Below are 24,949 nucleotides of genomic sequence, written 5' to 3'. Positions count from 1 at the left end.
GCCGCGCGCGGCGCGCCATAGGCGCGGGCCGCGGCATAGGGTGGCGGCGCATCCTTGGGCGGGGCGGGTTTGCGCGGCTCGCTCACGGCCCGTCGGCCCGGCTTTGCGGCGGCACCGGCGGCGGCAAGGCGGCATGCGGGCCACCGAGCGCCGAACGCGTCACCGGCACCGCGGTAGCGCTTTGCGGCGCCGCCGCCGCGCGCGGCGGCGCGATGAAAGCCGCGACCGGGCGCACTACCGAGACCGCGACCGGGCGCGGCGCGATCGCCGGCGGGGTCGGGCGGTGCGGGGCAGCATTGGCGGCGTTGGTGGCGACGCGCAACGCCGGGGCAGCGGCCTCGCTGGCCGGCGCCGGCGCGGGTTTGTGGAGCGGCGCCGGACGGCTGGCGCCCTCATGGGCGAGGGCTGCCGGCAGCGGCGGCGCAAGCGCTGCGACCGGCGGCGGCCGGGTTTCGGCCGCAATGCTCCCCGACGCGCCCCCCAACGGGACGGACGCCGATGGGGCGGACGCCGATGGGGCGGACGCAATGGCCGGGGCGACGTCGCCATCCGTGCCGTAAGCCACCTCCCCGTCCGGCGCCGCGCTGGTCAGCACCACCGCCGGCAGATGACGATCAAGCTCGGCGAGCGGCACGAATTGCACCGGCGCGAGCGGCTTCAGCGCGAGATGCCGGGCCGCGAAATCGGCAAGCCGATCGGGCTGGTTGAGCAGCGCCCACTCCGCCTGCAGCATTTCTTTCTTGGCGCGCAGCCCCTCGGTTTCGCGCAGGGTCGCCGCGATCTGGCGGTCGAGCAGCAGGGTGCGGTGCTTGACATGGTAAAGATAAATCCCGGCGCCGGCGAAAAGCAGCAGCGTGATCGAAGTCAGGGGGCGGATCATGGCGTCGTGGTCTCCTCGTCGGTCCGCGCCGCGACCGCTGAAAGGCGTGCGAGGGCGCGCAGCCGGGCGCTTCTCGCGCGCGGATTGACGCGGATCTCGCCAGCGCCAGGGCGGAGCGGGCGCGGGGTCAGCAAGGTGAAATCCGGCGCATGAGCGCCAACCCATCGGCGCGGCTCATGGCGCGAGGGGCCACCGGCGCGCCCGGCGGCATGACGCATGAAGCGCTTGACGATCCTGTCCTCGAGCGAATGGAACGCGACCACGATCAGCCGACCCCCCGGCGCCAGCAGGCTGGCCGCCGCTTCCAGCCCGCGCGTGATCTCGCCAAGCTCGTCGTTGACCCGGATGCGCAGCGCCTGAAAACTCCGCGTCGCGGGATCGATGCCGTCGGCGCTCGCCGGCACCTCGGCGCGCACCAGCGCCGCCAGCGCCGCCGTCGTGGTGATTGGCGCGCTGCGGCGCTGGGCGACGATCGCGCGGGCGATGCGGCGGGCATGCCGCTCTTCGCCAAACTCGAACAAAATGTCGGCGAGTTCGCGCTCGGGCAGCGTGTTGACGAGATCGGCGGCGGAAGGCCCGGCGCGGCCCATGCGCATATCGAGCGGCCCGTCAGCGCGGAAGGAAAACCCGCGCCCAGGATCGTCGATCTGATAGGAGGAGAGGCCGAGATCCATCACCACGCCATCGAGCCGCGCGACACCGGCCGCGGTGAGCAGCGCCAGCATGTCCCCGAAACACCCTTCGAGCAGCGCAAGCCGCCCCGGGAAACGCTGCGCCAAGCGCGCGCCGCGGGCGATCGCCTCGGGGTCGCGGTCGATCGCCCAGAGCGCGCAGGGGGCGGCGGCGAGAATGGCCTCGGCATAGCCGCCGCCGCCGAACGTGGCATCGAGATAACGCCCGCCGGCGCGCGGCGCGAGAAGCGCCAGCATCTCCGCCCGCATCACCGGGATATGGCCCGCGGCGGTCATGGCGCCGCCCCCGCCGCCGGCAAGGTGGCCGCCGGCAAGGTAATGGAGTGCGCCCGCGCCCGCTCGCGCGCCTCGGCCCGCCGCCGCGCCGCCGCTTCCGGCTGCCAGATCTGAAAAGTTCGCCCGAGCCCCATGAACACCACCCCGTCCTCGAGCCCGGCATGGGAAACCAGCGCCTCCGGGAGCACGATCCGCCCCTCCTTGTCGGGCTCGACCGGATAGGCATCGGCATAGAGAGCCGCGGCGAGATCGTCATGCGCTTCGCTGAACAGATCGAGGCTATCGAGCGAGCTGGCGAGGGTGTGAAAAATCGCCTCCGGCCAGCCCTCGATGCAGGCATGGGTGTGCGCCGGGCGCAGGATCAGACCACCGCCGTCACCCTTGAGCGCACGCAGCGCAGCCCGAAACGGCGCCGGGATGGAGACCCGTCCCTTGGCGTCCAATCTGTTCTGGTGGGTGCCCAGAAAGTGGGTCATCCGGCCAGATGCGCCTCTTCTCGCTCGGTTCAGCGCCACGCCGGCGCCAGGTTTGTTCACGGGCCGGAGCCCATCCAGCCTGCTTGGCTGCATGACGCCCCGTTTTGGGAATTGATGGGATATCATGGGAAAACATGGGCGTCAAAGGGAATCCAGCTTTTGACTGGCTGGCGTCTGGCGTTTTTTTATATTAATCAGTTGTTTACTTTTTCAGCCAAGACAATGCCCGCCCGAGTCGAGGCCTTTCGGCCCCTGACTCACTATTCTCATTTTGTTCTTATCGCTTCGTTTCTTTCTCGGATTTATACCCGCCTTGCCGGCCCCCGCCGGCCGCGCTCAAGGCTGCGCTCGCGATCGTCGGCGAGGCTTGCTGTCCCGGGGCTGGCGGGATAAAGCCCGCCCTATCTCACACGCTAGCCACAAAGGATGACGCCATGCCCGTCGAGCGCACGCTCTCGATCATCAAGCCGGACGCGACCCGCCGCAACCTCACCGGGCGGATCAACGCCGTGTTCGAGGCGAACGGGCTCCGCATCGTCGCGCAAAAGCGCCTTCGCCTCAGCCGCGAGCAGGCCGAGGCGTTCTACGCCGTCCACCGCGAACGCCCGTTCTTCGCGGGTCTCGTCGCCTTCATGACCTCGGGGCCCGTGGTGGTGCAGGTTCTCGAGGGCGAAAACGCGATCGCCCGTAACCGCGAGATCATGGGCGCGACCGATCCGAAAAAGGCCGCCCCCGGCACCATCCGCGCCGAATTCGCGGAAGACATCGAGGCCAATTCCGTGCACGGCTCTGATAGCGCCGAAAACGCGGCGAACGAGATCGCGTTTTTCTTTGCCGGTAGCGAAATCACCGGCTAATCACAAGACAGTTCTTTTTTGAAAAAAAGAACCAAAAAACTTTTATCCCGTTGGGCAGTGCCGTAGGCACTGCCCGCGCCGAGGCAGTTGCCACACCGAGAAAACGGGACAAAAGTCTTTTTGCTTCTTTTTCTGAAGTCAAAAGAAGCCTTTCCTTGATACGTTACCGCTGAGCTGGAACTAGAAAAGCGCGGAAAGGAGATCGGCATGGAACAGGCGACACTTGGTGGCGGATGTTTCTGGTGTCTCGACGCGGTTTTCCGCCGGTTGCGTGGGGTTGGCAGCGTCGTTTCCGGCTATGCCGGTGGCACCGTCGCGGAGCCGAGCTATGAGCAGGTCTGCACCGGCCGCACCGGCCATGCCGAGGTCGTGCAACTCACCTTCGATCCCGCCGAACTCAGCTACGATGACGTGTTGCGGATATTTTTCGCGATCCACGACCCGACGACGCCGAACCGCCAGGGGCACGATGTCGGCACGCAGTATCGCTCGATCATTCTGACCCATGCGCCGGCGCAGGAGGCGACAGCGCGGCGGATCATGGCGGAAATCGACGAAGCTGGCCTCTGGGGCGCGCCTTTGGTCACCGAAATCGCGCCGCTTGCGGTGTTTTACCCCGCCGAGGACTATCACCAGGATTATTTTACGAAAAATCCCAACGCCGGTTATTGCGCGGCGGTGGTCGCGCCCAAGGTCGCGAAATTCCGCAAGCAATTCGCCGCCCGCTTGGCGTAAAAACGCGTCCCGCCGGCGGTTTTAGCCGCCGCCCATGTCCTGATGCCGGGCCTCGCCGCCGAAGCCGATCAGGATCGCGATCGTGATCGCGACGATGCCGGCAACGCCCGCCAGGGCATAACTGTAATTATGGTCCATATGGTCAGCGATCGTCGACTGGATGGTGGCGTTGGCGGAGGCGAGCAGGTTGCCGAGCTGATAGACGACGCCGGGGAAGGTCGCGCGGATTTCCGGCGGCGAAATCTCGTTGAGGTGAGCGGGGATGACGCCCCAGGCGCCCTGCACACAGACCTGCATGAGAAAAGCGCCGATGGCGAGCACAACCGGGGTCGTGCCGAACGCCCAGAGCGGCAGGACCGGCAGCGACAGCAGAGCGGCGATGACGATGGCGGCGCGCCGGCCGATCCGCTGGGAAAGCGTGCCGAACAGCAATCCGCCGGCCATGGCGCCGAGATTATAGATGATGGCGATGGTCGAGATCGTCGCGACCGAGAATTTGTGCTGGCCGCCGAGGAAGGCGCTGGGATAGAGATCCTGCGTCCCGTGGCTGAAGAAATTGAACGCCGTCATGGTGACGATGGCATAGAGCGCCAGCGGCAGATGGCGGCCGATCGCCGCTCCGAAGCCGATCCGCGGCCGGGTCTGCCGCGCCGTCCAGTCCGGGCTCTCGGGGACGTTGCGGCGGATATAGAAAACCAGCAGCGCCGGCAGCGCGCCGACCATGAACATCCCCCGCCAGCCGAGCACCGGCATCGCGAGATAGAGCACGGAGGCGAGCAGATAGCCGGACGGATAGCCCGCCTGCAGGATCCCAGAGACGGTGCCGCGCCAGCGGGTCGGCACGCTTTCCATGGTCAGCGAGGCGCCGACCCCCCATTCGCCGCCCATGGCGATGCCGTAAAGGGCGCGGAGCAGGATGAACACGGTGAGATCGGGCGCGAAGCCGGAGGCGAATTCCAGGACCGAATAGGTGAGCACATTGGCCATCAGGGTCGGCCGGCGGCCGACGCGATCGGCGATGCGGCCGAAGATGAACGCGCCCACCGGGCGCATCGCCAGCGTCAGCGTGATCGCCCAGGTGACGGCGGTGAGCGAGGTGGTGAAGGCGCGGGCGATATCGCGCAGCACGAACACCATGATGAAGAAATCGAAGGCATCGAGCGTCCATCCGAGATAACACGCCGCGACGACGTGGCGCTGTTGGCGGCGTTTCTCGTCCATGAATGCCTAACTCCCCTTCCGGCGGCGCTGATAGCGACCTCGCGGCGCGCACGCAAGCGGCGCGCGGTGCCATCCCGTCCCATCATGGCGTGCCGGAAAGCGACATCGCTTATGTTTCGGACGGCAATCGATCGTGCCCGGATTTTTCCCCCAAGGTTGGCTCATCCAGAGACAGGGCCTCCGGGCAAAGACGGGGCCTCCGGGCCGGTGATGGCGCGTCTGCGCCACAGGCTCGCAAGGCCCCGCGGGCAAAGGCAGAGCACCCCGACCAGAACCGTGCCCAAGACCAGCGCGTCGCCATAGGCGCCGAGTGAGGCGAAATTTTTTTGCCCAAGCAACAGCGCGGTGCCGAACAGTGGCCCGAGCAATAGCCGCCGCCCGGCCAGGATGACGCCGGTCAGCATCAGGACGAGAAAATAGGTATCGAACAGATCGGTGCCGACATAGGCGCGCTGGAACGCATAAAGCCACCCGGCCAGCGCACTGATCGGCGCCGAGACGAGGAAGACGTGGAGCCGCACCTGATTGGCGTCCAACCCGCACATCGCCGCGAGCCGCGGGTTCATATGCACCATCAGCGCCGCCTGCCCGAGACGCGAGCGGCGGAACCGGGCGACGACGTAGAGCACGAAAAGCAGCAGCAGATAGGCAACCGGCCAGAATTGCGCCGGCCGGCCGGCGACGAACGAGAACCGCCCGAGCGTCAGGGCAAGCGGCGGAATGCCGACGATCCCATCCGAGCCGCCGAGAAAATCCCAGTTGGCGGCAATGTTCATGCAGACCACGGCGGCGGCGTAGGTGACCAGCGAAAACGCGAATTCGCGGGTGCGGAGCGTGATCAGCCCGAGCACTAGGGCGAGCGCGAGGGCGGCGATAACCGCACCGGCGAGGCCGACCCAGGCGCTCTCGCCATAATTCACCACCAGAATCGCCGCGGCATAGGCCCCGGTTGCGAAAAACGCCGTGTGCGCCAGGCTGATTTCGCCGAGATCGGAAAGAATGATGTCGAGCCCGTAGGACATCGCGCTGAAAATCGCGATCGTGGTCAGCGTGTCATAGACATGCGCCGAGCCGCCGAGAAGGCGCGGCAGCAAGAAGCCGAGCAGCGCCAGGGCGGCAACGCCGGCCAGGCGCGCCGCGGGAAAGCGGCTCATCGCGCGAATCCGCCCGACGCCGCGAGCTTACCCGGGCGCACCACCATCACCACGATGAGCAGCGCGAAGACCGACGCCGTGGTGTAGGCCGGCGAGACCAAGGCGCTGAAAAAAGCGGTATAGAGGCCGAGCAGCAAGCCCGCGACATAGCTGCCGCCGACACTCCCGATGCCGCCCAGCACGACGACGACGAAGGTCATCACCACCTGCTCGAACCCGATCGACGTGAGAATCGGCGTGCGCGGCGCAACCAGGGTCGCGGCAAAGGCGACGGCGGCGCCCTCGAAGGCGAAGATGGCGAGATAGACCGGCGCGACGCGCAAGCCATAGAGAGCGGCGAGCGGCGGGTCTTCCGCGACCATCCGCACCGCGGCGCCGAACCGGCTGCGGCGTAAAACCCAATGCAGGCCAAGAAAAACGACGATGGTCGCGCCAACCAGAAGCACGTCCTGGGCCGAGCAGGAAACCCTCGCGCCGCCGAGGGTGATCGCTTGCAGCGGGCTCGTCAGACGCTCGGGCTTGGCGCCGAAGGCAAGGCCGGCGGCGCCTTGCAGGATCTGTCCGAAGCCCAGCGTCGCGATCATCAGATTGACCAGATCCTGCGACAGGGTAAGGCGAAGAAAGAGCCGCTGCATCAGGGCCCCGAGCAGCGCCCCAACCAGCACCGCAAGCGGCACCGCCGCCGCATACGGCAGCCCCGTTGCGCTCATCAGCCACCAGGCGACGAAAGCGCCCATCATATACATTTGGCCGTGGCCGAAATTGACCAGCCGCGCCGCACCGAGAAGCAACGTCCAGCCGACCGCGACCAACGCATAGGCGTGGCCGATGATGATCCCGTTGGCGAATTGCTGCGCGACGTTCATCCGTGGCCGCCTCCGAGATAGGCCGCGATGATGCGGGGATCGTCCCTCATCGCGGCGACACTGCCGCCGGCGATCAACCGCCCGCGCTCGAGGAGATAGAGGACATCGGTGACTTCCAGCGCCGCGACAACATTCTGCTCGACCAGCAGCACGGTGAGCCCGCCATCGACGAGGGTGCGGATCGTCGCGAGCAAGAGGGCGACGAGACGCGGGGCGAGGCCGATCGAGGGCTCATCGAGCAACAGCAGCCGCGGCGCCATCCGCAACGCCCGCGCGATCGCCAGCATCTGCCGTTCGCCGCCGCTCAGCGCCGCGCCGACATTGCGCCGTCGTTCATAAAGACGCGGGAACAAATCATAGATTTCGGCGAGCGCATAGGCCCTGCCGCCGGCGCCACGCGCCGCCCCAACCCCGGCCCGCAAATTTTCCTCGACCGTGAGCCCCATGAACACGCCCCGCCCCTCCGGCACCAGGACCACGCCGCGGCGGGCGCGATCGCAGGCCGAGACGCGGGAAAAATCCTCGCCATCGACGGTGATCACGCCAGAGAGGCGCGGCGCCGCGCGCGACCAGTTGGCGATCGCATTGATCAGCGTCGATTTACCGGCGCCATTGGCCCCGATCACCGTCGCCAGCGTTCCCGGCGCAACGCCAAGATGATCGACGCTGACAGCAATGGCGCGATCATAGGCGACGCGGAGATCACGGATCTCGAGCCGCCCGCTCATGCCGCGCGGCCGAGATAGGCATCGCGCACCCGCGCATCCGCCTGGACCAAAGCCGGCGCCCCCCGCGCGATGACGGCGCCGAGATCGATCACCACCACCTCATCGGCGATGTCCATCACCAGATCCATGTGATGCTCGATCAGCACGACGGCGAGGCCCTCGGCGCGCAAGCGCAGAAGAAGGGCGCGCAACGCCCGCATATCCTCCCCGCCCAATCCCGCCGCCGGCTCATCGAGCAAGATGACACGCGCGCCCGGCGATGCCGCCAGCGCGATCGAGAGCATCCGTTGCGTGCCATAGGAAAGTTCGCCGGGGAAATGATGATGCCATGCCGCCGGCACGTGATAGGACTCGAGATGCCGCGCCGCCTCGGCAAGGATCGCGCGGCGCCGCCGACGTTCCCGCCAGGGGAGGAAAACCGCGCCGGCGAGCGAACTCGGGCGGTTTTCGAGCAAAGCGCCGGCCATGTTCTCGATCACCGTCATGCCGGCGAAAAACGCATTCTGCTGGAAGGTGCGGCGCAGGCCACGCAGCGGCAGCCGATGGGCGCGGAGCGTGGTGACATCGGCGCCCTGCAGAAAAAGCCTGCCGTCATGCGCGACCATGTTGGTCGCGGCGAGAAAACAGGTGCTCTTGCCGGCGCCGTTGGGGCCGATGATGCTGAGGATCTGCCCCGATCGGACCGACCAGGAAACGTCGCGGAGCGCCTGGAAGCCCCCGAACCTGACCGAAAGCCGCTCGACCGCGAAGGCCGGCGCGGGGTCAGCGCTCGACGACAATTTTTCCATCGGCGACGGTAAAGATCCTGTAATGGTGTGCCATCTGGCCGTTCGCGCTGAACGCGACATCACCGAAAACGGTGCCGGCGATGGTATGGCCGCGGATCGCTTCGGCAACCGGCTCGCGATCGAGGCTGCCGACCGCGGCTGCCGCCTTGGCCCAGACCTCGAGCGCGGCGGCGCCGAGGGCCATGTATTTGTCGGGGGTGGTTTTGAACTGTTTTTGCATCTCGGCGATGAAACGCTGATTTTCCCGATAGCCCGCGAACGGTTCGGCATCGGGAAAATAGATATCGGCGCTGATCAAGCCATTGGCGGCCGGCCCCGCGGTTTCGATCACGCTCGGGCTCACCGTCCCCACGGTGCAAATGAGGGGTGCTGGAACCGCCGCTTGCGCATATTGCTGCAGGAAGGCCGGCAATCCCGCCCCTTCATTGGCGTTGATGGCCACCACGACATCGGGCTTGGCGTCACGAATGGCGGTCACCTCGACCCGGAAATCGGTTTGCGGGAAGGGGAATTTCAGGGTTTTCACGGTCTCGTAGTCAAGGCCGGCGCGCGCGATCTCCGCCTCGATGCCGTGTTGCGCGCCGTTGCCGTAGGCATCGTTTTCGGTGACGAAAACCAGCCGCCGGCCATTGCCACCCGATGGCTGGCGGCGTTTCAGATAGGCCGCGATGATCGTCGCATCCTGCGCGTTGGCGCTGTTGAGGCGGATCGCGAGCGGATTCGCGGGGCTGGCGAGGATGGCGTCGGCTTTCGAGATCATGGTGATGTCGAGCACATTGGCGCGCGCGAGGATCGGCTGCATCGCCAGCGTCACCGGGCTGTTCCAGCCCTCGAGCACAGCGGCGACGCCGGCGGAGGCGAGTTCATTGGCCTTGGCGACGCCGATCGCCGGCGTGCTTTCGTCATCACGCACCAGCAATTCGATCGGCCGGCCGAGCACGCTGCCATCGTCGTTGATCAGCGTCGCCATCGCCTGCACCGCATTGGCGACGTCTTGCCCCTGACGGCCGGCGCCGCCGCTGAGCGGAATGATGACGCCGATGGTGATCGGCGCCGCCGCCCGAGCCCGCCGCGCCAGCAACGATCCCGCTGCCAAGCCACCGATGACGGTTCGCCGTGATAGCATTCATCCCTCCCCTGACCGCCCCGCCGTTGCCCCGGCGAGACGATGATGTTGGCCGCCACCGGCGACGATTTATCGCTTGCCCCAGCCCGGGGCCTCTCTAGTATTCGCCGCAACGGGCGAAGAGACAAGGAGAAGCCGATGGCGAGCGAGCGCACTGTTCTCGTCGCCGGCGCCGGCGGGTTGGTCGGCCGGGCAGTGATCGAACATTATCTCGCGCGGGGTAACGTCGACGTCATTCCAACCAGCACCGCAAGCGCCCCGCCGCCGCATACGCCAGCCCCGTCGCGCTCATCAGCCACCAGGCGACGAAAGCGCTCTGGTCCAGGAAACCCACGAGAAAATCTGCCCCTACAGCAACGCGACGCGCGGCAATATCGACATCGCGCTCGCGGTCGAGAGGGCCTGAGCCTCAGCCGAACGGCGCGACGCCGATCCAGCGCTGGTGGAGGGAAAAGGCGAAGAGGGCCCAGAAGCCCCCGCCCGCGATCGCGGCGATAACGTCGCCAAGGGCCGTGCCCGGCGGATAGACCACGCAAGCGGCCCGGTCGCGCCGGCGCGAGACGGCGAAATCCGCGATCGCCCAGAAAAGAAACGCGCCGAACAGCAGAATGTCGCGCGGCGTGCCGTTGGCCAATAAATGGCCGAAAGCCCAGAGCTTTACGCCCGCGAGCATCGGATGCCCGATCGCCGCTTTCAGATGATTCGCCGGCACATAGGAAGCGGCGATCAAAATGAATGCCGCAAGCGTGAAAAGCGCGTTGAGATGGCGCAAAAAGAGCGGCGGCGCATAGAGCGGCGCCTCTGGCCCGGCCTGCGCGAACCCGAGAATGATCAGCCCCAATCCGACGAGCGAGACCACCGAATATCCCGCTCGCCAACCGAATGGCCCGAGCCGGGCGATCATCCCCGCCCGCCATGCCGGCGCCAGCATCTTCACCGAATGCATGCCGAGGAACGCAAGCAACCCGAGCACGAGCAGTCCCATCCCTCATCTCCTATCGTCAGCCGCACCGGCGCCGCCCGCACCCAAGCGCGCCGGGGAACCCTCCTCGGCGCGCTTTTGCGTTGTTGCGTGTTTGTTGGTCCTTTATCGTCTTTAGGCCGTGGCCCGCCCTCAGCCGCGCGGGCGCCGCCTCACCCCAAGAAGCCCGACCACCCCAGCGCCGAGGAGCGCGAGCGAAGCCGGCTCGGGCACCGTTTGCGTCTCGACGCCGATCTGAAACTCGTTCGCGGTCGCGGTATTGATGCCATCGGCATTCAAGTCGGAGTATGGTGAAATATAGGCAAAGAAATTAAGCGTGTTGTTGCTTGTGTTGATATAGCCGCAACTGGCATAAAGGCACAAAGTCGAATTGGCAAACACTTCGCCCGTGCCGGTGATCGGGTTGAGGCCCGGCGTAAAAAGCGTGCCGGATGCGGTATCGAGCACGCCATTGACCCCCCAGTCAAAGTAGAACCCAAGGCTGTTCGGCTGCCCCGAGAGCGGCACCTCCGCCGCCAATTCCCAAGGATTGCTCGTGTTGCCGGCGATCGGCCCGCTGCCGGTGACCTGATAATCGAGCACCAGCCATTGCGCGCCGCCCGGCTCATTGACGAGCGTTTGCGTCAGGGTCAGCGCGCCACCGTCGAGCGAGGTCGCGCCGGCACCCAATGTCACGTTCTGGGAGAAATTATTGGGCGCGTTGATGCCGGTGATGGCGATGGTGCCGCCAATGTCCCACGGCCCCGCCAGCGCCGGGCTCGCTGCCAAGCCGCCGAGCAACATCGTTGCAAGGGCGGCGTGAACGAAATGTCTCATCGTCTTGCGTCCTTCTTCCGTGCTCTTGCCTTGTTCCCCGCCCCGTGCCGCGTGCACCTGAACGTTACGGAACGGTAGCACGCAAAATCGTGACATTCATCACATTTTAACGATGATAACAAAAACGTGAGCGCGACAGAGCGGCGCCGTCAAGAGCGGCGGATGCCCCCCGCACCGTCGCGGCGTTGGGAAAGCCCGGCGCGGGAAAGCCGCGCCGCCGCCGCCCAAAATCGCGTTTTATAAATTTATATTTATAATTCCGCATTTATAAAAGACTAATTAATTTACGAATACCATCACCTGCCATATGAATCGACAACAATATCTCGATATATCGGTGCAAGATAAGTGAAGGTGTGCACGTTATGAATAATAACGGGCATAGAATGCTATGTGGATTGTTCAAATTGCGCTCAGGAGACCCTATACATTCGTTGTCTTAGCCATTTTGATTCTCTTATTTGGCACGATGGCCGCGGTTCGCACCCCGAAAGACGTGTTCCCCTCGATCAATATCCCCGTCGTCGCGGTGGTGTTTCAATATTATGGCATGATGCCGAGCGACGTCTCCGGCCGCTTCGTCTATTTCTTTGAGCGCACGGTAACCGCGACCACGGTCGATATCGATCATATCGAATCCAATTCGATGATCGATTACGGCATCGTCAAAATCTTCTTCGACAGCCACGTCAACGTATCCTCCGCGCTCTCGGAAGTGACGGCGACGGCGCAGGTGGTGCTAAAATACTTCCCGCGCGGCTCGGTGCCGCCCTACGTGTTATTTTATAGCGCAACCGCGATCCCCGTCATCCAAATGATCGCAACCGGCACCGATGTGCCGGAGACCATTCTTTTCGACTATATGGACAATGTCATCGCGCCGGCCCTGGCCTCCGATGAGGGGGCGGCGGTCTTCACCCCCTATGGCGGCAAATACCGCATGGTGATCGCCGATCTCAACCCAGAGGAGATGCAGGCGAACGGGCTATCGCCGCAAGACGTCACCAATCAGCTCAATCAGCAAAACCTCATTCTGCCCACCGGGACGCAGAAGATCGGCAAATATGAGTGGGACGTGATGCTGACGGATCAGCCGCGCAGCATCCCCGAGATGAACCACTTCCCGATCAAGAAAGCCAACGGCACCGTCATCTATATGAAGGACATCGCCTACGTCCATGACGGCGCCATTCCGCAAACCAACATGGTGCGCGTGAACGGCCGCCGCGCGGTTTTGATGCCGGTGATCAAAGCGGGGTCGGTTTCCACGCCGGAGATCGTCCAGGGCGTGAAGGATCGCATGCCGCTGATCGAGGAAACCCTGCCCAAGGGCATGAAACTGAGCCTGGTCGGTGATCAGTCGGTGTTCGTGCGCGCGGCGATCGAGGGGGTGGTGCGTGAGGCGATCATCGCCGCGGTGCTGACGGCGCTGATGATCCTCTTGTTCCTGGGCTCGGTGCGTTCGACGATCATCATCGCGGTCTCGATCCCGCTTTCGGTTTTGTCTTCGATCGTCGTGCTCTCGGCGATCGGCCAGACCATCAACACGCTGACGCTCGGCGGGCTCGCGCTCGCTGTCGGCATGCTGGTCGATGAAGCGACGGTGACGATCGAGAATTTCAACTATCACATGGAAATGGGCAAAGACATCGAGACCGCGATCCTCGATGGCGCGCAGCAGATCGTCATCCCGGCGCTGCTCTCTTTGCTTTCGATCAGCATCGTGTTCGCGCCGATGTGGCTGCTCACCGGCGTTTCCTATTATCTCTTCACGCCGCTCGCGGAAGCGGTGATCTTCGCCATGGTCGCCTCCTTCATCCTCTCGCGCACGCTGGTGCCGACGATGGCGGTGTTCATGCTGCGCGGCGTTGCCGAAGCCCACAAAAAAGCCCTCGAACATGGCGGCGCGCATCACGAGGGCATTAAGTCGCGCAATCCTTTCGTGCGCTTCCAGCAAGGCTTCGAGCGCGGCTTTGCCCGCCTGCGGCACGGCTATCGCGCGGTGCTGGCGGATATTCTTGGCGTCCGTTATGTGTTTGTCGGCGTCTTTCTCGCCTTCACCGTGGCCTCGGTCGCGGCGCTCGGCCCTTGGCTCGGGCAGATTTTCTTCCCCGGTGTCGATGCCGGGGCGATGTATTTGCACATCATGGCGCAGACCGGAACGCGCATCGAGGAAACCGCGCGGCTGACACAAGAGGTTGAGGATTATATCCGCACCGTCATCCCCAAGGATGAATTGCAGAGCTTCATCGACAATATCGATTTGCCGGTCAACGGCATCCCGATCGCTTATCTCGACACCGGCTCCTTCGGCCCCGAGGACGCCGACGTCCTGATCACCCTCGATCGCGATCATCACGGCCCGACCGCCGATTATGTCGCCTATTTGCGGCGCGAATTGCCGCTCCGTTTCCCGGGTACGACGTTTTATTTCATGCCCGCTGATATGAACACGCAGATCCTCAATTTCGGCCGCCCATCGCCGATCGATGTCCAGGTCACCGGCCCCGATCTCGAGAATGACTATAAGTTTGCCTTGCGGCTCTATCGCGACCTGGTGCGGGTGCCGGGCCTCGTTGATGCCCATCTCGCGCAGCCCTTCAATTATCCGACGTTTCAAGTCGATGTCGATCGCAGCTACGCGATGCTGGTCGGCCTGACCGAAGCCGATGTCACCAATTCGATGCTGACCTCGCTTTATTCCAACATGCAGGTCAGCCCGAATTTTTATCTCGACTATAAAACCGGCATCACCTATTTCCTGGTCGGCCAGACGCCGCAATATCGCATCAGTAGCATCAACGATCTCATGAACATGCCGATCTCAAAGCCCGGCACGTTCAAAACATCGAGCAAAACCGTGCAGATTCTTGGAGCACTCGCCTCGATCAAAGCCCTCGGCCGCCCCGGTCTGGTCTCGCACTACAATGTTCAGCCGATGGAAGAGATTTTTGCCTCCGTGCAAGGGCGTGATCTCGGCGGCGTGTCGCGCGATATTTATCGTGCCATCGCCGCCAACATGCGATACCGCCCGCCAGGCGTCGCGGTCGCCGTGCGCGGGCAGGTGGATACGATGAACACCGCCTATGCCCAGCTCTTTGCCGGCCTGGTCGGTTCGGTGGTGCTGATCTATCTCTTGCTTGTCGTCAATTTTCAGTCCTGGCTCGATCCCTTCATCATCATCACCGCGCTGCCGGCGGCGATCGCCGGCATCGTCTGGATGTTGTTTGTCACGCACACGCCCCTTTCGGTGCCGGCGCTGACTGGCGCGATCATGTGCATGGGGGTCGCGACCGCCAACTCCATCCTCGTCGTGGCGTTTGCCCGCGAGCAGCTGGCGGAGGGGATGAATTCGACCAAGGCGGCGCTCGAAGCCGGCTTCGTGCGGCTGCGCCCGGTCTTGATGACGGCGTCGGCGATGGTGATCGGCATGATCCCGATGTCGCTCGGCCTCGGCGATGGCGGCGAACAAAACGCCCCGCTCGGCCGCGCCGTGATCGGCGGCCTGCTGTTCGCCACCGTCTCAACCCTGCTCTTCGTCCCCACCGTCTTTGCGATCCTCCACCGCAAAGACAATCTCACCCCACCCAACCCGCCCAAACCCGCCGAACCGTGAGGAACGGGCGGCGGGTTTCATCGCCGGACGCCGCTGCCTTACTCAGGCTGCAAAGTCACAGCAGAAAGAGGGCGAGGCGTGGTTTTCCCTTGGGCGCGATAATCAGGCCAGATTTTGACAAGCCTCGCGGAATGTTGGGATACGCGTCTTTGACGATGACTTCCCCTCACCGCCCGGCAAGCGCCGCGACCAGCAACCCCCACCGCTTCGGGGTGCCAGCGCTGCACCGCCTTGTGGTCGGCGCCCGAAGCTGGATTTCAGCTGGCGTCGGGCGTGGTGCTGCCGATTGTCTTCTGAGAGCCCGACTCGAATTTTAAATCTGACCGGCTTTCGCCCTCGCCAGCCTTCGCATGAGAAGGAAAGCCAAGGCCAATTGCAACCACGCGAGAGCGGATTCGATAGTCGCCTCGAAGTCTTTTGACAGACGGCGCGAGCGATTGATCCAGCCGAGCGTCCGCTCGACGACCCATCGTTTCGGCAGCACGACAAATCCTTTCACCTCTTTATCGGTTCGCTTGACGACGGTGATGGAAATACGGCTCGCCTCGAAGGCTGCGCGCTGGGCTTCATCACCCTGATAACCCCCGTCGACGAAGGACATTTTCACCCACGGGCTCTTGCGATGCACGGCTTTCAGCAGCGGCGCGAGAGCGTCGCGGTCCTGCACGTCGGCGGTCGTGATCTGGCATTCGATGGGCAGACCGATCGTGTCGACGGCGAGATGGCGCTTGCGGCCCTTGACCTTCTTGCCCGCATCGAAACCACGAGGGCCGCCGGCTTCCGTCGTCTTGACCGACTGGCTGTCGACGACAACCGCCGTCGGCGCGGCTTGACGGCCTTCCGCCTCGCGGGCGTCCATCACCAGAACGCTGATGATTTGCGCCCACAAGCCGCTGTCGCGCCATGCGTAGAAGCGGTTTTGCACGGTCGTGAACGGCGGAAAATCCTTTGGCAGATATCGCCACGGGCATCCGCAGCGGATCAAATAAAACAAAGCGTTGAGAATGACCTGGGCATCCGTCGGCTTGCGTCCGCGCCGTTTGGCCGGCGGCAGCAGCGGCGCGATCAGCGCCAACTCGGCCTCCGACATATCGCTTGAATAGCGCGCCCGAATGACTTCATACTTCGCCCGATCGGCCTCGTTCCAAGGCATCGCGAATCTCCCAAAGTTGTCGCAAACCAAGGGAATCAAAGGCCGCGAGGCCGGTCAACCAATTTTAGGTCAGGCTCTGAATTTTGTGCATGATCTCGGCGAGTTCTTTGGGGATCATGCGTATAACGTGCAATTTGCTTATCAGTTCGCGAGGTATAATAAGATTTGCACAGAAACAGATTTGACACAGGTTCAGCAGATCATGGCCACGCTTTTCAAGAAACCAGACGGGATACGATAGAGTTTTTCCATTCGTGAACTTGACTTGGCGCTCACCGTCATCGACTCTACAAATTTTTGACTTCATATCATTAAGAATTTTATTGATAATTTTCTGCAAATCTTCTTCTCCGAGATCGCGAATTCTATATTCTTCTCCTCGGCTTATGTTAACACCCTCGATGGCCGGCGCCTTCCCTTCTCCATTGAGGCGTGCATATATAATTAACGGATCGCAAAGGTAATTTTCAATACTATGCCGTTCAATAGCTAATATTCTATCAGTTGCGATTTTTCTTGCTTCGCCATCGACAATACCTCGGAAAAGCTGGTTGAAAGGCGGATCCTGCAGTTTGTTAACCCATCCTTCGACAACTCTTTTCCCCCCTCCCTCCGTCTTTGTTGAGGCCGGAAGAAACACGATGCTTGGCGCCGGAGCGATCGCCATCGGATCTCTGCTTGGACCTTGCTCGGAGAGGATTTCCCGGATGGCCTCGTAAAATGCGACGTCATCTTTGCCTTCGACCAAAACGAAGCGCGTGGCTGGTGAGACCACGACCAGGCCGGCGGTCAGCAGGCCGATGGTGTGGTCTCTCGATTTTTCGCGTTGAATGCGGGGTTGGCCACGGGACATGACGAAGACAGAGCCCTCCGGCGCGAGGGCTACGGTGGAGGGGGAATGGGTCGTCATGATCACGCGGATTCGGTGTTTTCGAACCAAGACCTCATTGATGACGTTCAAGAATTGACGCGTCATGGAAGGATGCAGGAAGGCGTCCGGTTCATCGAGAAGAAGAATTTTTGCTGGATGGTGGAATTTTTTTGAGGCATAATCATAATTATATAGCCAAAGAGATAGGCGAAGAAGCATTTGTTCGCCAGAAGAAAGATCTGTTGGTCTAATTATTTTGTCAGAATTATTCTTGTCTTTCATATTAAATGAATAATTTGCAGTTATATTTTCAGGTTCTGATACCTCATATGGAAATTCGGCAGCTTTAAGTATGTCGTTGACCAGGATCCATGGAGGAGTTCCGATTTTATTTTTTATTTCTTCCTTTATGTTTGCTCCACTTAAAGTTTCATACTGCGATATATATCTTCCAGATAAATCGTCATAATTTATTTTATAGTTATAAAAAACATGAGAAAGACCACTTATAATATCTATTTCGTCAAGAGAAATAGAAAAATCTTCAAGACTTTTAATGATTTCTTCGTCGGATAAGTAGGTTAATTGTTTTTTTGTATTTTTTGTAATATAGTCTCTTGCTCTTAATATTTTCTTATCGTCTGTATTTCCGCCGGATTTTATTTGTTGGATTGTATAATGAAATGATTGCGGTCCGATAGCAGCATTGGTGATTTTGCTATCGTTGGCCGGCAGATAGGCTAAATCCCCTTCTGCGAACGTGTGGTTTTGAATATCAATTTTTATATCTCCGGTATTTGGGGGATTGGGTGAACCCGTCTGTTTTAGATAATGATAATAAATCAACTCAAGCAGTTGCGTTTTTCCCGAGCCGTTGAGGCCCGTCAGGATAGCGAATGGCGGAATATCGTTCCATTCTACATTATCGATTGACTTATAGGGCTGCGAGCCGCCGATCTTGATCGTCAGGGGCGGAAGAGGCGTCTGCGATGCGGGGGCGCCGTCGGGGTTGGGGGAAGGCTCTGTATCCATCTCGGACCTCCGGAAAGCGCGCTCAGGTTGCCGGCACGGTGACGACTCGCCACCGGATGCTATCATGCCCCATTCTGCGCCCGCCAATAGCAAACTCCCCCAGATGGGAGGTCCAGGGGCTCGGCCCCTGGTGGGGTGTGGGGCGAAGCCCCGCCCTTGCTTCACCGCCCGGCCAGCGCCGCGACCAGCAACCCCACGGCCTCGCGGTGCCAGCGCTGGATCGCCTTGTGGTCGGCGCCAAGCGCCGTGCCGAGGCGGCGCCAGGGGTAGAGGTGGCGGCCGGTTAGCGGGTGGGTGAGGGCGCGGGCGGCCAGAATCCGGCGTAGCACGTAGCGCTCATCGGGGATCAGGCCGAGCCAGGCGAACGCCTCGTCCATGCGGGTGATCTGCGCCGCCGAGGGCACCGGCGGGCGGAGCCTTGTATTGCCCTCCCAGCCATAGGCCTCGCTGGCTGCGCGCACGATCTCGAGCGCGCCCATCCGGAGCCGCGTCGAATAGCCGCGCTGGGGGAGCGCAAGCAGCGTCGCCCCGGCTTCCTCGAGCCTTGCGATCACCGCCTCGGCATCCAGCCCCGGCGCGCCAAACCGCGCGCCATTCTCGCCCCCTCTCTCTCCCCCGGTTTGGCGCAGGCGGCGGGCCCCGCGCGCGCCATTCCCCCCCGTCTCCGACGGGGGGAATGGCGCGGCGCCGCCGCTCCCCGCCGCTCGCGCCAAATCCGCGCCAAACCCAGTGGTTTTGCTCATGCGTGATCTCCTTGCTGATGGGGAACGAGCGGGCGGCGGGCATCGATCACCCGCACCCCTTGGCGTTGTTTGCGTTGCTCGCGGTCGCGATATTCGCACTCGACGAGCAGCCCGTTTTCGAGCCAGGCGCCGATCACCCGCGCCGCTTCGGCCTCCGTCAGGCGAAACCGCTCGATGAGGACGCGCCCGGCCCAGCGCTCGCTGCCGCGGCCGCGGCGATGGGCGGCATAGAGGAGGCCGAGGCCCGGCCCCGCGGCAATCGCATCGAGGGCTTCGTTGCAATCGGCCGGCGAGAGCTTGGCCCACACCGTCGGCGGGCGAAAGCGGGTGATCGCTTGGACATGATCGCCGCGCGGATAGGCCTCTGTCGCGTTGCCGAGGGCGACACTTTCCAGCCGATACCAAGCCGCCCGGCCGGCGCGCGGCGCGAGATTGGCCTTGACGTCATCGAGCCGCACGAGGCGCGCGCGCTCTGCGGCAGGAATGCCCATCTCCTCGCCCTCCTGGTCGCTCATCGGCGAGAGGATGCGCGCGATGCGGGCGGCATCGGTCAGCGCCTTGGCGCCGCGCGCCGCCTCGGCATCCGGCGCCGCGCCCTTGCGCACGTGATGGACGAGCAACACCGCCGCCCCGCTCGCGTGCGCCACTTCCGCCCAGGCGGTCGCCGCGGCGTCCATGTGCGGGTTGGAATTCTCCTCGAGATGGTGCGACCGCACGAAGGGATCGACGATCAGGCAGCCGATATCGGCCTCTTGCGCGGCCCGGCAGATCGCCTCCTGGTCAGGAAAGACGATGCCGCCATCATGGCTTTCCTCGGCCATCACGATGCGCCGGTCGCGCCCGGAATGAAGAAAGAGCCGCCCGCCGAGATCAGCGCGGGTCAAGCCATGCTGAAGCATCGCAGCCGCCACCCGGCGCTCGATCTCATCGAGCGGGTCTTCGAGATTGAGAAGCCAGACGCCGACCGGGTGATGGACGCGCTCGCCAAGCAACGCCCGGCCGGAGGCGAGCGCCAAGGCCTCGCCGATCGCGAGCGCCGATTTCCCGACCCCGCCCGGCGCGACGAGGAGCGAGACGAAGCCCGCGACCAGCGCCGTGCCATAAAGCCAGGGCCGCGGCGCGATGGCGGCGGGCGGCGGCAGCAGCGCCGGGGTGGCGCGGAGCGGCGGCGCCGGCAGCGCCGGCCAGAATTCGAAGCCAGGCGCGAGGGCCGGGTCTTGGTTCACGCGAAGACCGGCAGGGGATACGCGGTTTCGGCGAGCAGGGTTGCGGCGGTGATGGCGCCCCAGGTGATCGGGTGGCCGGCAGGCAGCGGCGGGCGCTCGGGGTCGCGCGCCGCGGGCGGCGGCGCCGGACGGACCGGGAGACGCGCGCCGATCCGCCGGCCGCGCTCGATCGCGGCGTTGCGGCTGATGCCGAAAAGGCGCGCGATCTCGTCCCAGGTTTCGCCCTCGGCGCGCAGACGCTTCAATTCGGCATCGCGGGGCGGGCTCCAGATCAGTTTTTGCGGCATGGCGGGCCTCCTGTGGCGGGGAGCGGCTCTGTTATTTGATCTAACGATTGCAGTCAACAATTCTAACTGGCTTTGTTAGAAAAAATGACGTATGCCGCGCCGATGGCACGTCATCCCCCCCTCACCACCACGCCCACCACCACGCCGGGCGCGCGCCTGCGCGCCGCCCGCCTCGAACGCGGCCTGACCCAGGACGCTTTGGCCGCCGAACTCGGCGTCTCGCGCTCGGCGGTCGCGCAGTGGGAGACCGACCGCGCCGGCCAGATCCGCGGCAATCTCCTGCGCATCGCCGAAGTGCTCGGCGTCTCGCTCGAATATCTGCTGCACGGCGACGACAAACGCGCCCCCGCACAAGCCGCGACCGGCGACGAACTCGCGCTTCTGCGCCTTTACCGCGAACTCTCCCCCGAAGACCGGGCAATGCTGCTGACGACGGCCCGGCGGCTCGCCCGCGGCGGGTAGGGGCATGGGATGCGGCATTTCTTGCAGCCAGAGAACAATTGACTTATATGTCAATTTTACTGGGCGATATAGGCTCTCCCGCGGAGAACGCCGCAACGGGAAAATTGCGATGACTTTGCCGTCAACCCGCCAAGACGCCGAAAACCGCGCCAGCCGTGACCGCGCCGATTACGGCTTTGCCCGCCTGCGCGATCAGATGTTTGACGCCGTCACCGCGCTCTGGCGCCGGCGCAAGGCGGAGGGGCTGACACAAAAGGAACTCGCCGCGCGCATCGGGCGCGATCCCGCCTGGGTCTCGCGCAACCTCGCCGCGCCCGGCAACTGGACACTGCGCACCGCCGGCGAACTGATCCAGGCTCTCGACGGCGAGGCTGACATCAACGTCGGGGCGCGGGAGGACTATCGGGAAGCTTCGTCGAAATTTGGCGCCTATGCCGGCTATGTGGCGATACAACGCCGCCGCCAGCCGCAAGAAAATTAGCGCGGGGAGTGACCAGGATGACAAACCGATCCGAGGGTACGAACGACGCAAACGATTCGCGGCCGCAGTTGCCCTATTTGCTCGCCACTAGCGACGATTTGCGCGATCTCGATTTCGAGGCCCCAATTACGGGCGTAAAAACGGTGGAATGTCACGTTTTATCAGCGAAATTCAAAGGTAGGTTGCCGACAGAGGATGGGAAGCTGGCCCCGCCGGCTGACTCGGCCGGCCGTGTTTTTGCCATGCTTGCGTCCATTACCGGGCTCCACTTCAAGCCAGAGGAGAAAAACGAACCTTTTGGCCCGATGTTAATCCTGGCGAATGGAGACCGGAGCGCCGCGCCGTCGGATTTTCGTGGCGTGCTCGACGTCGTGGCCGAAATGGCCAAACGCGCCGAAAGTCCCATGCTAAAAGCCAGGCTTGCCGATCTTTGTTGGCTTTTAGACCGCAGCCGGGCAAATCTCGGCGTTCTCGCGGTGCGGGCCTATCTCGATATCGTAAACAGTATGATGAGCGATCAGTCAGAGCTTGAGTTCCGGGACAATTTTGACACGCTTTATCACGCTTATCGCTATATTTTGCGTGCATGCGACATCGCTTGGGCATTGGGAAAGGACAAAAAGGAATTCAAAGATTGTGTCGAATTGGTGAAAATCCTCCGCAAGAAGGCGGTATGCGCGCGCGATCAAGCTCTCACCGACTGGTTCAGCCAAATGGATTTGCGCCTTGCCGCATCTGCTCCGGCCGAGATTGCAAGCGATATCGAGCGCGTTCTCGCCGCCCCAAATCACGGAGTAGTCGCCGACAAAGTATCCGATCTCTGGAGCTTGGCGGCAGAGGCCTACCACAAGGCGGAGAAGGATACCGAGCGAGATCGCTGTCGCGCCGAGGCAGCGGAGGTCTGGGTGCAGCAAGCCGAGAGATCGCCGCATCCGCTATCGGCAGCGCATGCGATGAGCAACGCCATTGCTAAATTGAGTGGGCTTCGAGACAAGAAAGATCGACGTAATGAGCTGAGGCACCGGCTGGTAGAAATTCAATCCAGAATCCCCGAAGAACTCTCCACGTTTTCGCAATCTGTAAACCTCGAGGAATTTATTAAGTACGGAGAGCAGGCGGTCAGCGGGCGCAGCTGGCTCGAGAGTCTGTTTATCTTTGCAGGCCTGTGCCAATCCCCTGATCCGGAAGAACTTCGCCGGCAGGCTGTTGAAGCTGTCAGCCGGGCACCCTTGGCGTCCCGGTTTTCCAGTGTACATATGGATCGGGAAGGCAAGACCGTTCACCAGACGCGAGGCGGCGGTTTCGGGGAAGCCAACGAGCCTGCGATTCAGCGGCAAGTCGCCGACATAATTGGGATCCGCAGGGGGATTGTCGCCAACGGAGCCATCGAAGCGGCCCGCCAGACGATCATGGCCGAACATTTTCTATCGGACGATACCTTCATCTTGTTGCTGCGGTATAGCCCTTTCGTCCCGGAAAATCTGATAGCAACGTTTTCCCGAGGATTTTTGCGTTTTTTCCAGGGTGATTTCATCAGCGCAATATATATCTTGACGCCACTTCTCGAAAATTCCCTGCGCCATATTCTGAAATTGCATGGTTATGATGTCTCGACGTTCGATGACGCCACGCAGACGCAGCAAGACCGGACGCTCTCCAGTCTTTTCTCTCAGATGCGAGCCGAACTCGACGCCGTATTCACAACCGCAATTACGACCGACATCGAATATCTGTTTCTGACGCGTCCGGGCCCAGCGCTTCGTCACGAACTTGCCCATGGATTGATCAGCGATGGCACCGCATACGGAGCCGACGCGATTTATGGGTGCTGGCTGATTTTTTCGCTCTGCATGATTCCTTTGTACCAGTGTTTCGAATCCACTCAATCGGAGAGTGCATGCAAGGCAACAGAGAAATCCCCATGATCACCTCCGCCATGCACAAACCACCGGCGCTGCAAGAGAGAGGGAAGACACAACGAACCGCGTTCCCGCTGGCGAATCTCTTACGCCAGAGACGCGGCATCTGAGCGAAAGGGCGTGCCGTGAGACGTGAGACGACACCAGCCGGAGCTAGGAAAACGGCGCTGCGATTCACCGGGCTTTGGCTTGAAAACTGGCGGAATTTTCGAAAGGTAAAAATTGATCTTCTTAACCTTGCCTTTTTTATCGGCGCCAATGCCTCGGGCAAATCGAATCTGCTCGATGCGTTCCGGTTCCTGCACGACGTCGCCGCGCCCGGTAGTGGCGGGCTGCGAGGTGCGATTGCACGCCGCGGCGGTGTTTCCGCCATCCGCTGCCTGCATGCGCGGAAATTTTCAGACGTGTCGCTCGTGGTCACGGTGGGCGACAATGATACGCCGGAAATTTGGCGCTACGAGCTGACATTTAGTGCGAAAAAGGGCCAAGAACCGGCGATAGTCGTTGAACGTCTCGTGCATAATGACACCGAATGTGTGCGCCGCACAAAAGATCACGGCGAAAGCGATCTCGAACTGACCCAGACCCATCTCGAGCAGGTTTCCAAAAACAAGGATTTTTCGGAATTCGTCACCTTCCTTGCCTCCTGCCGCTATCTCCACGTCGTGCCGCAAATTGTCCGCGACCGCAGGCGTCAGAGCGCGGAAGGCGATGATCCCTTCGGTGGCGATCTGCTGCGCCGCATCAAAGAGATGCCGAAAAAATCCCGCGATGCGCGCCTCAAACGCATCGCACGCGCACTGCAAATCGCGGTGCCGCAATTCGAAAGCCTTGACCTCCAGGATGACAGCGAAGGCGTGCCGCATCTCTGCGCCAAATATCGCAACTGGCGGCCTTACGCGACGAAGCAATCGGAAGTGGCGTTCTCGGATGGCACGCTGCGCCTGATCGGCGTTTTGTGGTCAATCGGGGAGAAAGGCGGGCCGCTGCTGCTGGAAGAGCCCGAGCTTTCGCTCAATGACGCGGTTGTCGGCGAATTGCCGGCGATGTTTCGGCACGTCGCGCGATTTTCCGGGCGGCAGATTTTGGCAAGCACCCACGCCCCGGCATTGCTCGAAAGCCCCAAGATCGGCCTGCGCGAAGTTCATCTCCTGACGGTCGGCAATAATGGCAGTGAGGTGACGACGCTGAGCGATTTGTCGCAGGTCAAAGCCCAGGTGGAAGGCGGGATGACGATCGCCGAGGCGGTTTTGCCATTGCTCCGCCCGGAAGGGATCGAAGCCTTGGCTGATCTCGATGTCATCGGTTGAGATCGATTATTGCGGCGAAGGCGGGTCTGACGCCGCAATCGCGCGGGCGTTGATCGCCGCTGCCGGCGCAATGCCCGGAAGGGATTATTTTCATCCGAAAAAGACCGGCAAAGCCGCGCTCGCCCAACGCGTGCAGGGCTTGAACGCCGGGGTTGTCTTTGGCTCTCCGGTGCTGATTTTGCGCGATCTCGATCAGGATGCGCCATGTGCCGGCGCGCTGGTCGGAAAGCTCGTCGCCAAGCGCCATCCGCG

24 protein-coding genes are annotated in these 24,949 nt (G+C 62.6%); 7 read left to right on the top strand and 17 right to left on the bottom strand.

Annotated features, from left to right (window positions below):
• Positions 1-82 precede the first annotated feature (82 nt).
• Genes ftsL through mraZ form a run of 3 tightly spaced genes read right to left on the bottom strand, consistent with a single transcriptional unit; the run spans position 83 to position 2,324 of the window.
• Positions 83-880 (bottom strand): cell division protein FtsL, encoded by a 798-nt coding sequence (gene ftsL / locus DEF76_RS03315; RefSeq protein ID WP_114911100.1) that lies wholly within the window; start codon positions 878-880, stop codon positions 83-85.
• Complete coding sequence (rsmH, locus tag DEF76_RS03310; protein WP_114911099.1) at positions 877-1,848, bottom strand: 16S rRNA (cytosine(1402)-N(4))-methyltransferase RsmH; 972 nt, start codon at positions 1,846-1,848, stop codon at positions 877-879. Before rsmH ends, ftsL begins: the two co-directional genes overlap by 4 nt.
• A complete protein-coding gene (gene mraZ / locus DEF76_RS03305) occupies positions 1,845-2,324 on the bottom strand; it encodes a division/cell wall cluster transcriptional repressor MraZ (RefSeq protein WP_114911098.1) in 480 nt (159 codons plus the stop codon). The genes rsmH and mraZ overlap by 4 nt, the downstream gene beginning before the upstream one ends.
• Positions 2,325-2,758: 434 nt before the next feature.
• Between mraZ and ndk the strand changes: the two genes are divergently transcribed.
• Positions 2,759-3,181 (top strand): nucleoside-diphosphate kinase, encoded by a 423-nt coding sequence (gene ndk, locus DEF76_RS03300; protein WP_114911097.1) that lies wholly within the window; start codon positions 2,759-2,761, stop codon positions 3,179-3,181.
• 207 nt (positions 3,182-3,388) lie between these two features.
• Positions 3,389-3,916, top strand: a complete 528-nt coding sequence (gene msrA / locus DEF76_RS03295) for a peptide-methionine (S)-S-oxide reductase MsrA (protein ID WP_114911096.1) — start codon at positions 3,389-3,391, stop codon at positions 3,914-3,916.
• 21 nt (positions 3,917-3,937) lie between these two features.
• On the opposite strand, the gene DEF76_RS03290 is transcribed toward msrA, so the two are convergent.
• The 8 genes from DEF76_RS03290 to DEF76_RS03250 all read right to left on the bottom strand — a co-directional run bounded on the left by DEF76_RS03290 (position 3,938) and on the right by DEF76_RS03250 (position 11,597).
• On the bottom strand, positions 3,938-5,137 hold the full coding sequence (locus tag DEF76_RS03290; RefSeq protein WP_114911095.1) for an MFS transporter: 1,200 nt from the start codon (positions 5,135-5,137) through the stop codon (positions 3,938-3,940).
• 161 nt (positions 5,138-5,298) lie between these two features.
• Positions 5,299-6,291 carry a branched-chain amino acid ABC transporter permease gene (locus DEF76_RS03285; RefSeq protein ID WP_114911094.1) on the bottom strand — a complete coding sequence of 331 codons (993 nt, stop codon included), beginning with the start codon at positions 6,289-6,291 and terminating at the stop codon, positions 5,299-5,301.
• Positions 6,288-7,157 (bottom strand): branched-chain amino acid ABC transporter permease, encoded by an 870-nt coding sequence (locus tag DEF76_RS03280; protein ID WP_114911093.1) that lies wholly within the window; start codon positions 7,155-7,157, stop codon positions 6,288-6,290. Before DEF76_RS03280 ends, DEF76_RS03285 begins: the two co-directional genes overlap by 4 nt.
• Entirely contained in the window at positions 7,154-7,885 is a 732-nt protein-coding gene (locus tag DEF76_RS03275; protein WP_114911092.1) for an ABC transporter ATP-binding protein, read from the bottom strand. The genes DEF76_RS03280 and DEF76_RS03275 overlap by 4 nt, the downstream gene beginning before the upstream one ends.
• On the bottom strand, positions 7,882-8,664 hold the full coding sequence (locus DEF76_RS03270; protein WP_205216096.1) for an ABC transporter ATP-binding protein: 783 nt from the start codon (positions 8,662-8,664) through the stop codon (positions 7,882-7,884). Before DEF76_RS03270 ends, DEF76_RS03275 begins: the two co-directional genes overlap by 4 nt.
• On the bottom strand, positions 8,648-9,799 hold the full coding sequence (locus tag DEF76_RS03265; protein WP_114911090.1) for an ABC transporter substrate-binding protein: 1,152 nt from the start codon (positions 9,797-9,799) through the stop codon (positions 8,648-8,650). Before DEF76_RS03265 ends, DEF76_RS03270 begins: the two co-directional genes overlap by 17 nt.
• A gap of 409 nt (positions 9,800-10,208) precedes the next feature.
• On the bottom strand, positions 10,209-10,784 hold the full coding sequence (locus tag DEF76_RS03255; protein ID WP_114911089.1) for an NnrU family protein: 576 nt from the start codon (positions 10,782-10,784) through the stop codon (positions 10,209-10,211).
• 129 nt (positions 10,785-10,913) lie between these two features.
• On the bottom strand, positions 10,914-11,597 hold the full coding sequence (locus DEF76_RS03250) for a PEP-CTERM sorting domain-containing protein (protein WP_205216095.1): 684 nt from the start codon (positions 11,595-11,597) through the stop codon (positions 10,914-10,916).
• 391 nt (positions 11,598-11,988) lie between these two features.
• Between DEF76_RS03250 and DEF76_RS03245 the strand changes: the two genes are divergently transcribed.
• Positions 11,989-15,213, top strand: coding sequence for an efflux RND transporter permease subunit (locus DEF76_RS03245; RefSeq protein ID WP_114911087.1), 3,225 nt, complete (start codon positions 11,989-11,991; stop codon positions 15,211-15,213).
• Positions 15,214-15,526: 313 nt separating this feature from the next.
• Here the strand turns inward: DEF76_RS03245 and DEF76_RS03240 are convergent, their stop codons facing one another.
• From DEF76_RS03240 to DEF76_RS03220, 5 genes are all read right to left on the bottom strand, one after another.
• Complete coding sequence (locus tag DEF76_RS03240; RefSeq protein ID WP_114911086.1) at positions 15,527-16,366, bottom strand: IS5 family transposase; 840 nt, start codon at positions 16,364-16,366, stop codon at positions 15,527-15,529.
• Between the two features lie 64 nt (positions 16,367-16,430).
• The gene (locus tag DEF76_RS03235; protein ID WP_162800462.1) at positions 16,431-18,269 is read right to left on the bottom strand and encodes an ATP-binding protein; all 1,839 of its coding nucleotides are present in this window, start codon (positions 18,267-18,269) and stop codon (positions 16,431-16,433) included.
• A gap of 161 nt (positions 18,270-18,430) precedes the next feature.
• Positions 18,431-19,012: a DUF6362 family protein gene (locus tag DEF76_RS03230; RefSeq protein WP_240319094.1), complete on the bottom strand. Its 582-nt coding sequence runs from the start codon at positions 19,010-19,012 to the stop codon at positions 18,431-18,433.
• Positions 19,009-20,238 carry an AAA family ATPase gene (locus DEF76_RS03225; protein ID WP_162800461.1) on the bottom strand — a complete coding sequence of 410 codons (1,230 nt, stop codon included), beginning with the start codon at positions 20,236-20,238 and terminating at the stop codon, positions 19,009-19,011. The genes DEF76_RS03230 and DEF76_RS03225 overlap by 4 nt, the downstream gene beginning before the upstream one ends.
• Positions 20,235-20,525: a helix-turn-helix domain-containing protein gene (locus DEF76_RS03220; protein ID WP_114911083.1), complete on the bottom strand. Its 291-nt coding sequence runs from the start codon at positions 20,523-20,525 to the stop codon at positions 20,235-20,237. The genes DEF76_RS03225 and DEF76_RS03220 overlap by 4 nt, the downstream gene beginning before the upstream one ends.
• A gap of 102 nt (positions 20,526-20,627) precedes the next feature.
• Here DEF76_RS03220 and DEF76_RS03215 point away from each other — a divergent pair, with 102 nt between their 5' ends.
• The 4 genes from DEF76_RS03215 to DEF76_RS03200 all read left to right on the top strand — a co-directional run bounded on the left by DEF76_RS03215 (position 20,628) and on the right by DEF76_RS03200 (position 24,697).
• Positions 20,628-20,987, top strand: a complete 360-nt coding sequence (locus DEF76_RS03215; protein WP_114913631.1) for a helix-turn-helix domain-containing protein — start codon at positions 20,628-20,630, stop codon at positions 20,985-20,987.
• Positions 20,988-21,096: 109 nt separating this feature from the next.
• A complete protein-coding gene (locus tag DEF76_RS03210; protein WP_114911082.1) occupies positions 21,097-21,468 on the top strand; it encodes a helix-turn-helix domain-containing protein in 372 nt (123 codons plus the stop codon).
• Between the two features lie 17 nt (positions 21,469-21,485).
• Positions 21,486-23,393, top strand: coding sequence for a DUF4209 domain-containing protein (locus tag DEF76_RS19635; RefSeq protein WP_205216094.1), 1,908 nt, complete (start codon positions 21,486-21,488; stop codon positions 23,391-23,393).
• 119 nt (positions 23,394-23,512) lie between these two features.
• On the top strand, positions 23,513-24,697 hold the full coding sequence (locus DEF76_RS03200; RefSeq protein WP_114911081.1) for an AAA family ATPase: 1,185 nt from the start codon (positions 23,513-23,515) through the stop codon (positions 24,695-24,697).
• Here DEF76_RS03200 and DEF76_RS19630 read toward each other — a convergent pair.
• Positions 24,687-24,944, bottom strand: a complete 258-nt coding sequence (locus tag DEF76_RS19630; protein ID WP_205216093.1) for a hypothetical protein — start codon at positions 24,942-24,944, stop codon at positions 24,687-24,689. The two genes, DEF76_RS03200 and DEF76_RS19630, sit on opposite strands and share 11 nt — an antisense overlap.
• Positions 24,945-24,949 lie beyond the last annotated feature (5 nt).

The organism is Acidibrevibacterium fodinaquatile, from assembly GCF_003352165.1.
Taxonomy (GTDB): Bacteria; Pseudomonadota; Alphaproteobacteria; order Acetobacterales; family Acetobacteraceae; genus Acidibrevibacterium; species Acidibrevibacterium fodinaquatile.
The sequence above is the reverse complement of the archived record's forward strand: the minus strand, read 5'-3'. Positions and strand labels throughout refer to the sequence as shown.

Bases quoted from the DNA above. Each gene is read 5' to 3' on its own strand.
- mraZ (WP_114911098.1), bottom strand. From the start codon at position 2,324: ATGACCCACTTTCTGGGCACCCACCAGAACAGATTGGACGCCAAGGGA.
- ftsL (WP_114911100.1), bottom strand. From the start codon at position 880: ATGATCCGCCCCCTGACTTCGATCACGCTGCTGCTTTTCGCCGGCGCC.
- DEF76_RS03220 (WP_114911083.1), bottom strand. From the start codon at position 20,525: ATGCCGCAAAAACTGATCTGGAGCCCGCCCCGCGATGCCGAATTGAAG.
- DEF76_RS03285 (WP_114911094.1), bottom strand. From the start codon at position 6,291: ATGAGCCGCTTTCCCGCGGCGCGCCTGGCCGGCGTTGCCGCCCTGGCG.
- DEF76_RS03245 (WP_114911087.1), top strand. From the start codon at position 11,989: ATGTGGATTGTTCAAATTGCGCTCAGGAGACCCTATACATTCGTTGTC.
- DEF76_RS03210 (WP_114911082.1), top strand. From the start codon at position 21,097: ATGACTTTGCCGTCAACCCGCCAAGACGCCGAAAACCGCGCCAGCCGT.
- DEF76_RS03250 (WP_205216095.1), bottom strand. From the start codon at position 11,597: ATGAGACATTTCGTTCACGCCGCCCTTGCAACGATGTTGCTCGGCGGC.
- DEF76_RS03215 (WP_114913631.1), top strand. From the start codon at position 20,628: ATGGCACGTCATCCCCCCCTCACCACCACGCCCACCACCACGCCGGGC.
- DEF76_RS03235 (WP_162800462.1), bottom strand. From the start codon at position 18,269: ATGGATACAGAGCCTTCCCCCAACCCCGACGGCGCCCCCGCATCGCAG.
- rsmH (WP_114911099.1), bottom strand. From the start codon at position 1,848: ATGACCGCCGCGGGCCATATCCCGGTGATGCGGGCGGAGATGCTGGCG.
- DEF76_RS03265 (WP_114911090.1), bottom strand. From the start codon at position 9,799: ATGCTATCACGGCGAACCGTCATCGGTGGCTTGGCAGCGGGATCGTTG.
- DEF76_RS19630 (WP_205216093.1), bottom strand. From the start codon at position 24,944: ATGGCGCTTGGCGACGAGCTTTCCGACCAGCGCGCCGGCACATGGCGC.
- DEF76_RS03240 (WP_114911086.1), bottom strand. From the start codon at position 16,366: ATGCCTTGGAACGAGGCCGATCGGGCGAAGTATGAAGTCATTCGGGCG.
- DEF76_RS03230 (WP_240319094.1), bottom strand. From the start codon at position 19,012: ATGAGCAAAACCACTGGGTTTGGCGCGGATTTGGCGCGAGCGGCGGGG.
- DEF76_RS19635 (WP_205216094.1), top strand. From the start codon at position 21,486: ATGACAAACCGATCCGAGGGTACGAACGACGCAAACGATTCGCGGCCG.
- DEF76_RS03255 (WP_114911089.1), bottom strand. From the start codon at position 10,784: ATGGGACTGCTCGTGCTCGGGTTGCTTGCGTTCCTCGGCATGCATTCG.
- DEF76_RS03280 (WP_114911093.1), bottom strand. From the start codon at position 7,157: ATGAACGTCGCGCAGCAATTCGCCAACGGGATCATCATCGGCCACGCC.
- msrA (WP_114911096.1), top strand. From the start codon at position 3,389: ATGGAACAGGCGACACTTGGTGGCGGATGTTTCTGGTGTCTCGACGCG.
- DEF76_RS03275 (WP_114911092.1), bottom strand. From the start codon at position 7,885: ATGAGCGGGCGGCTCGAGATCCGTGATCTCCGCGTCGCCTATGATCGC.
- ndk (WP_114911097.1), top strand. From the start codon at position 2,759: ATGCCCGTCGAGCGCACGCTCTCGATCATCAAGCCGGACGCGACCCGC.
- DEF76_RS03290 (WP_114911095.1), bottom strand. From the start codon at position 5,137: ATGGACGAGAAACGCCGCCAACAGCGCCACGTCGTCGCGGCGTGTTAT.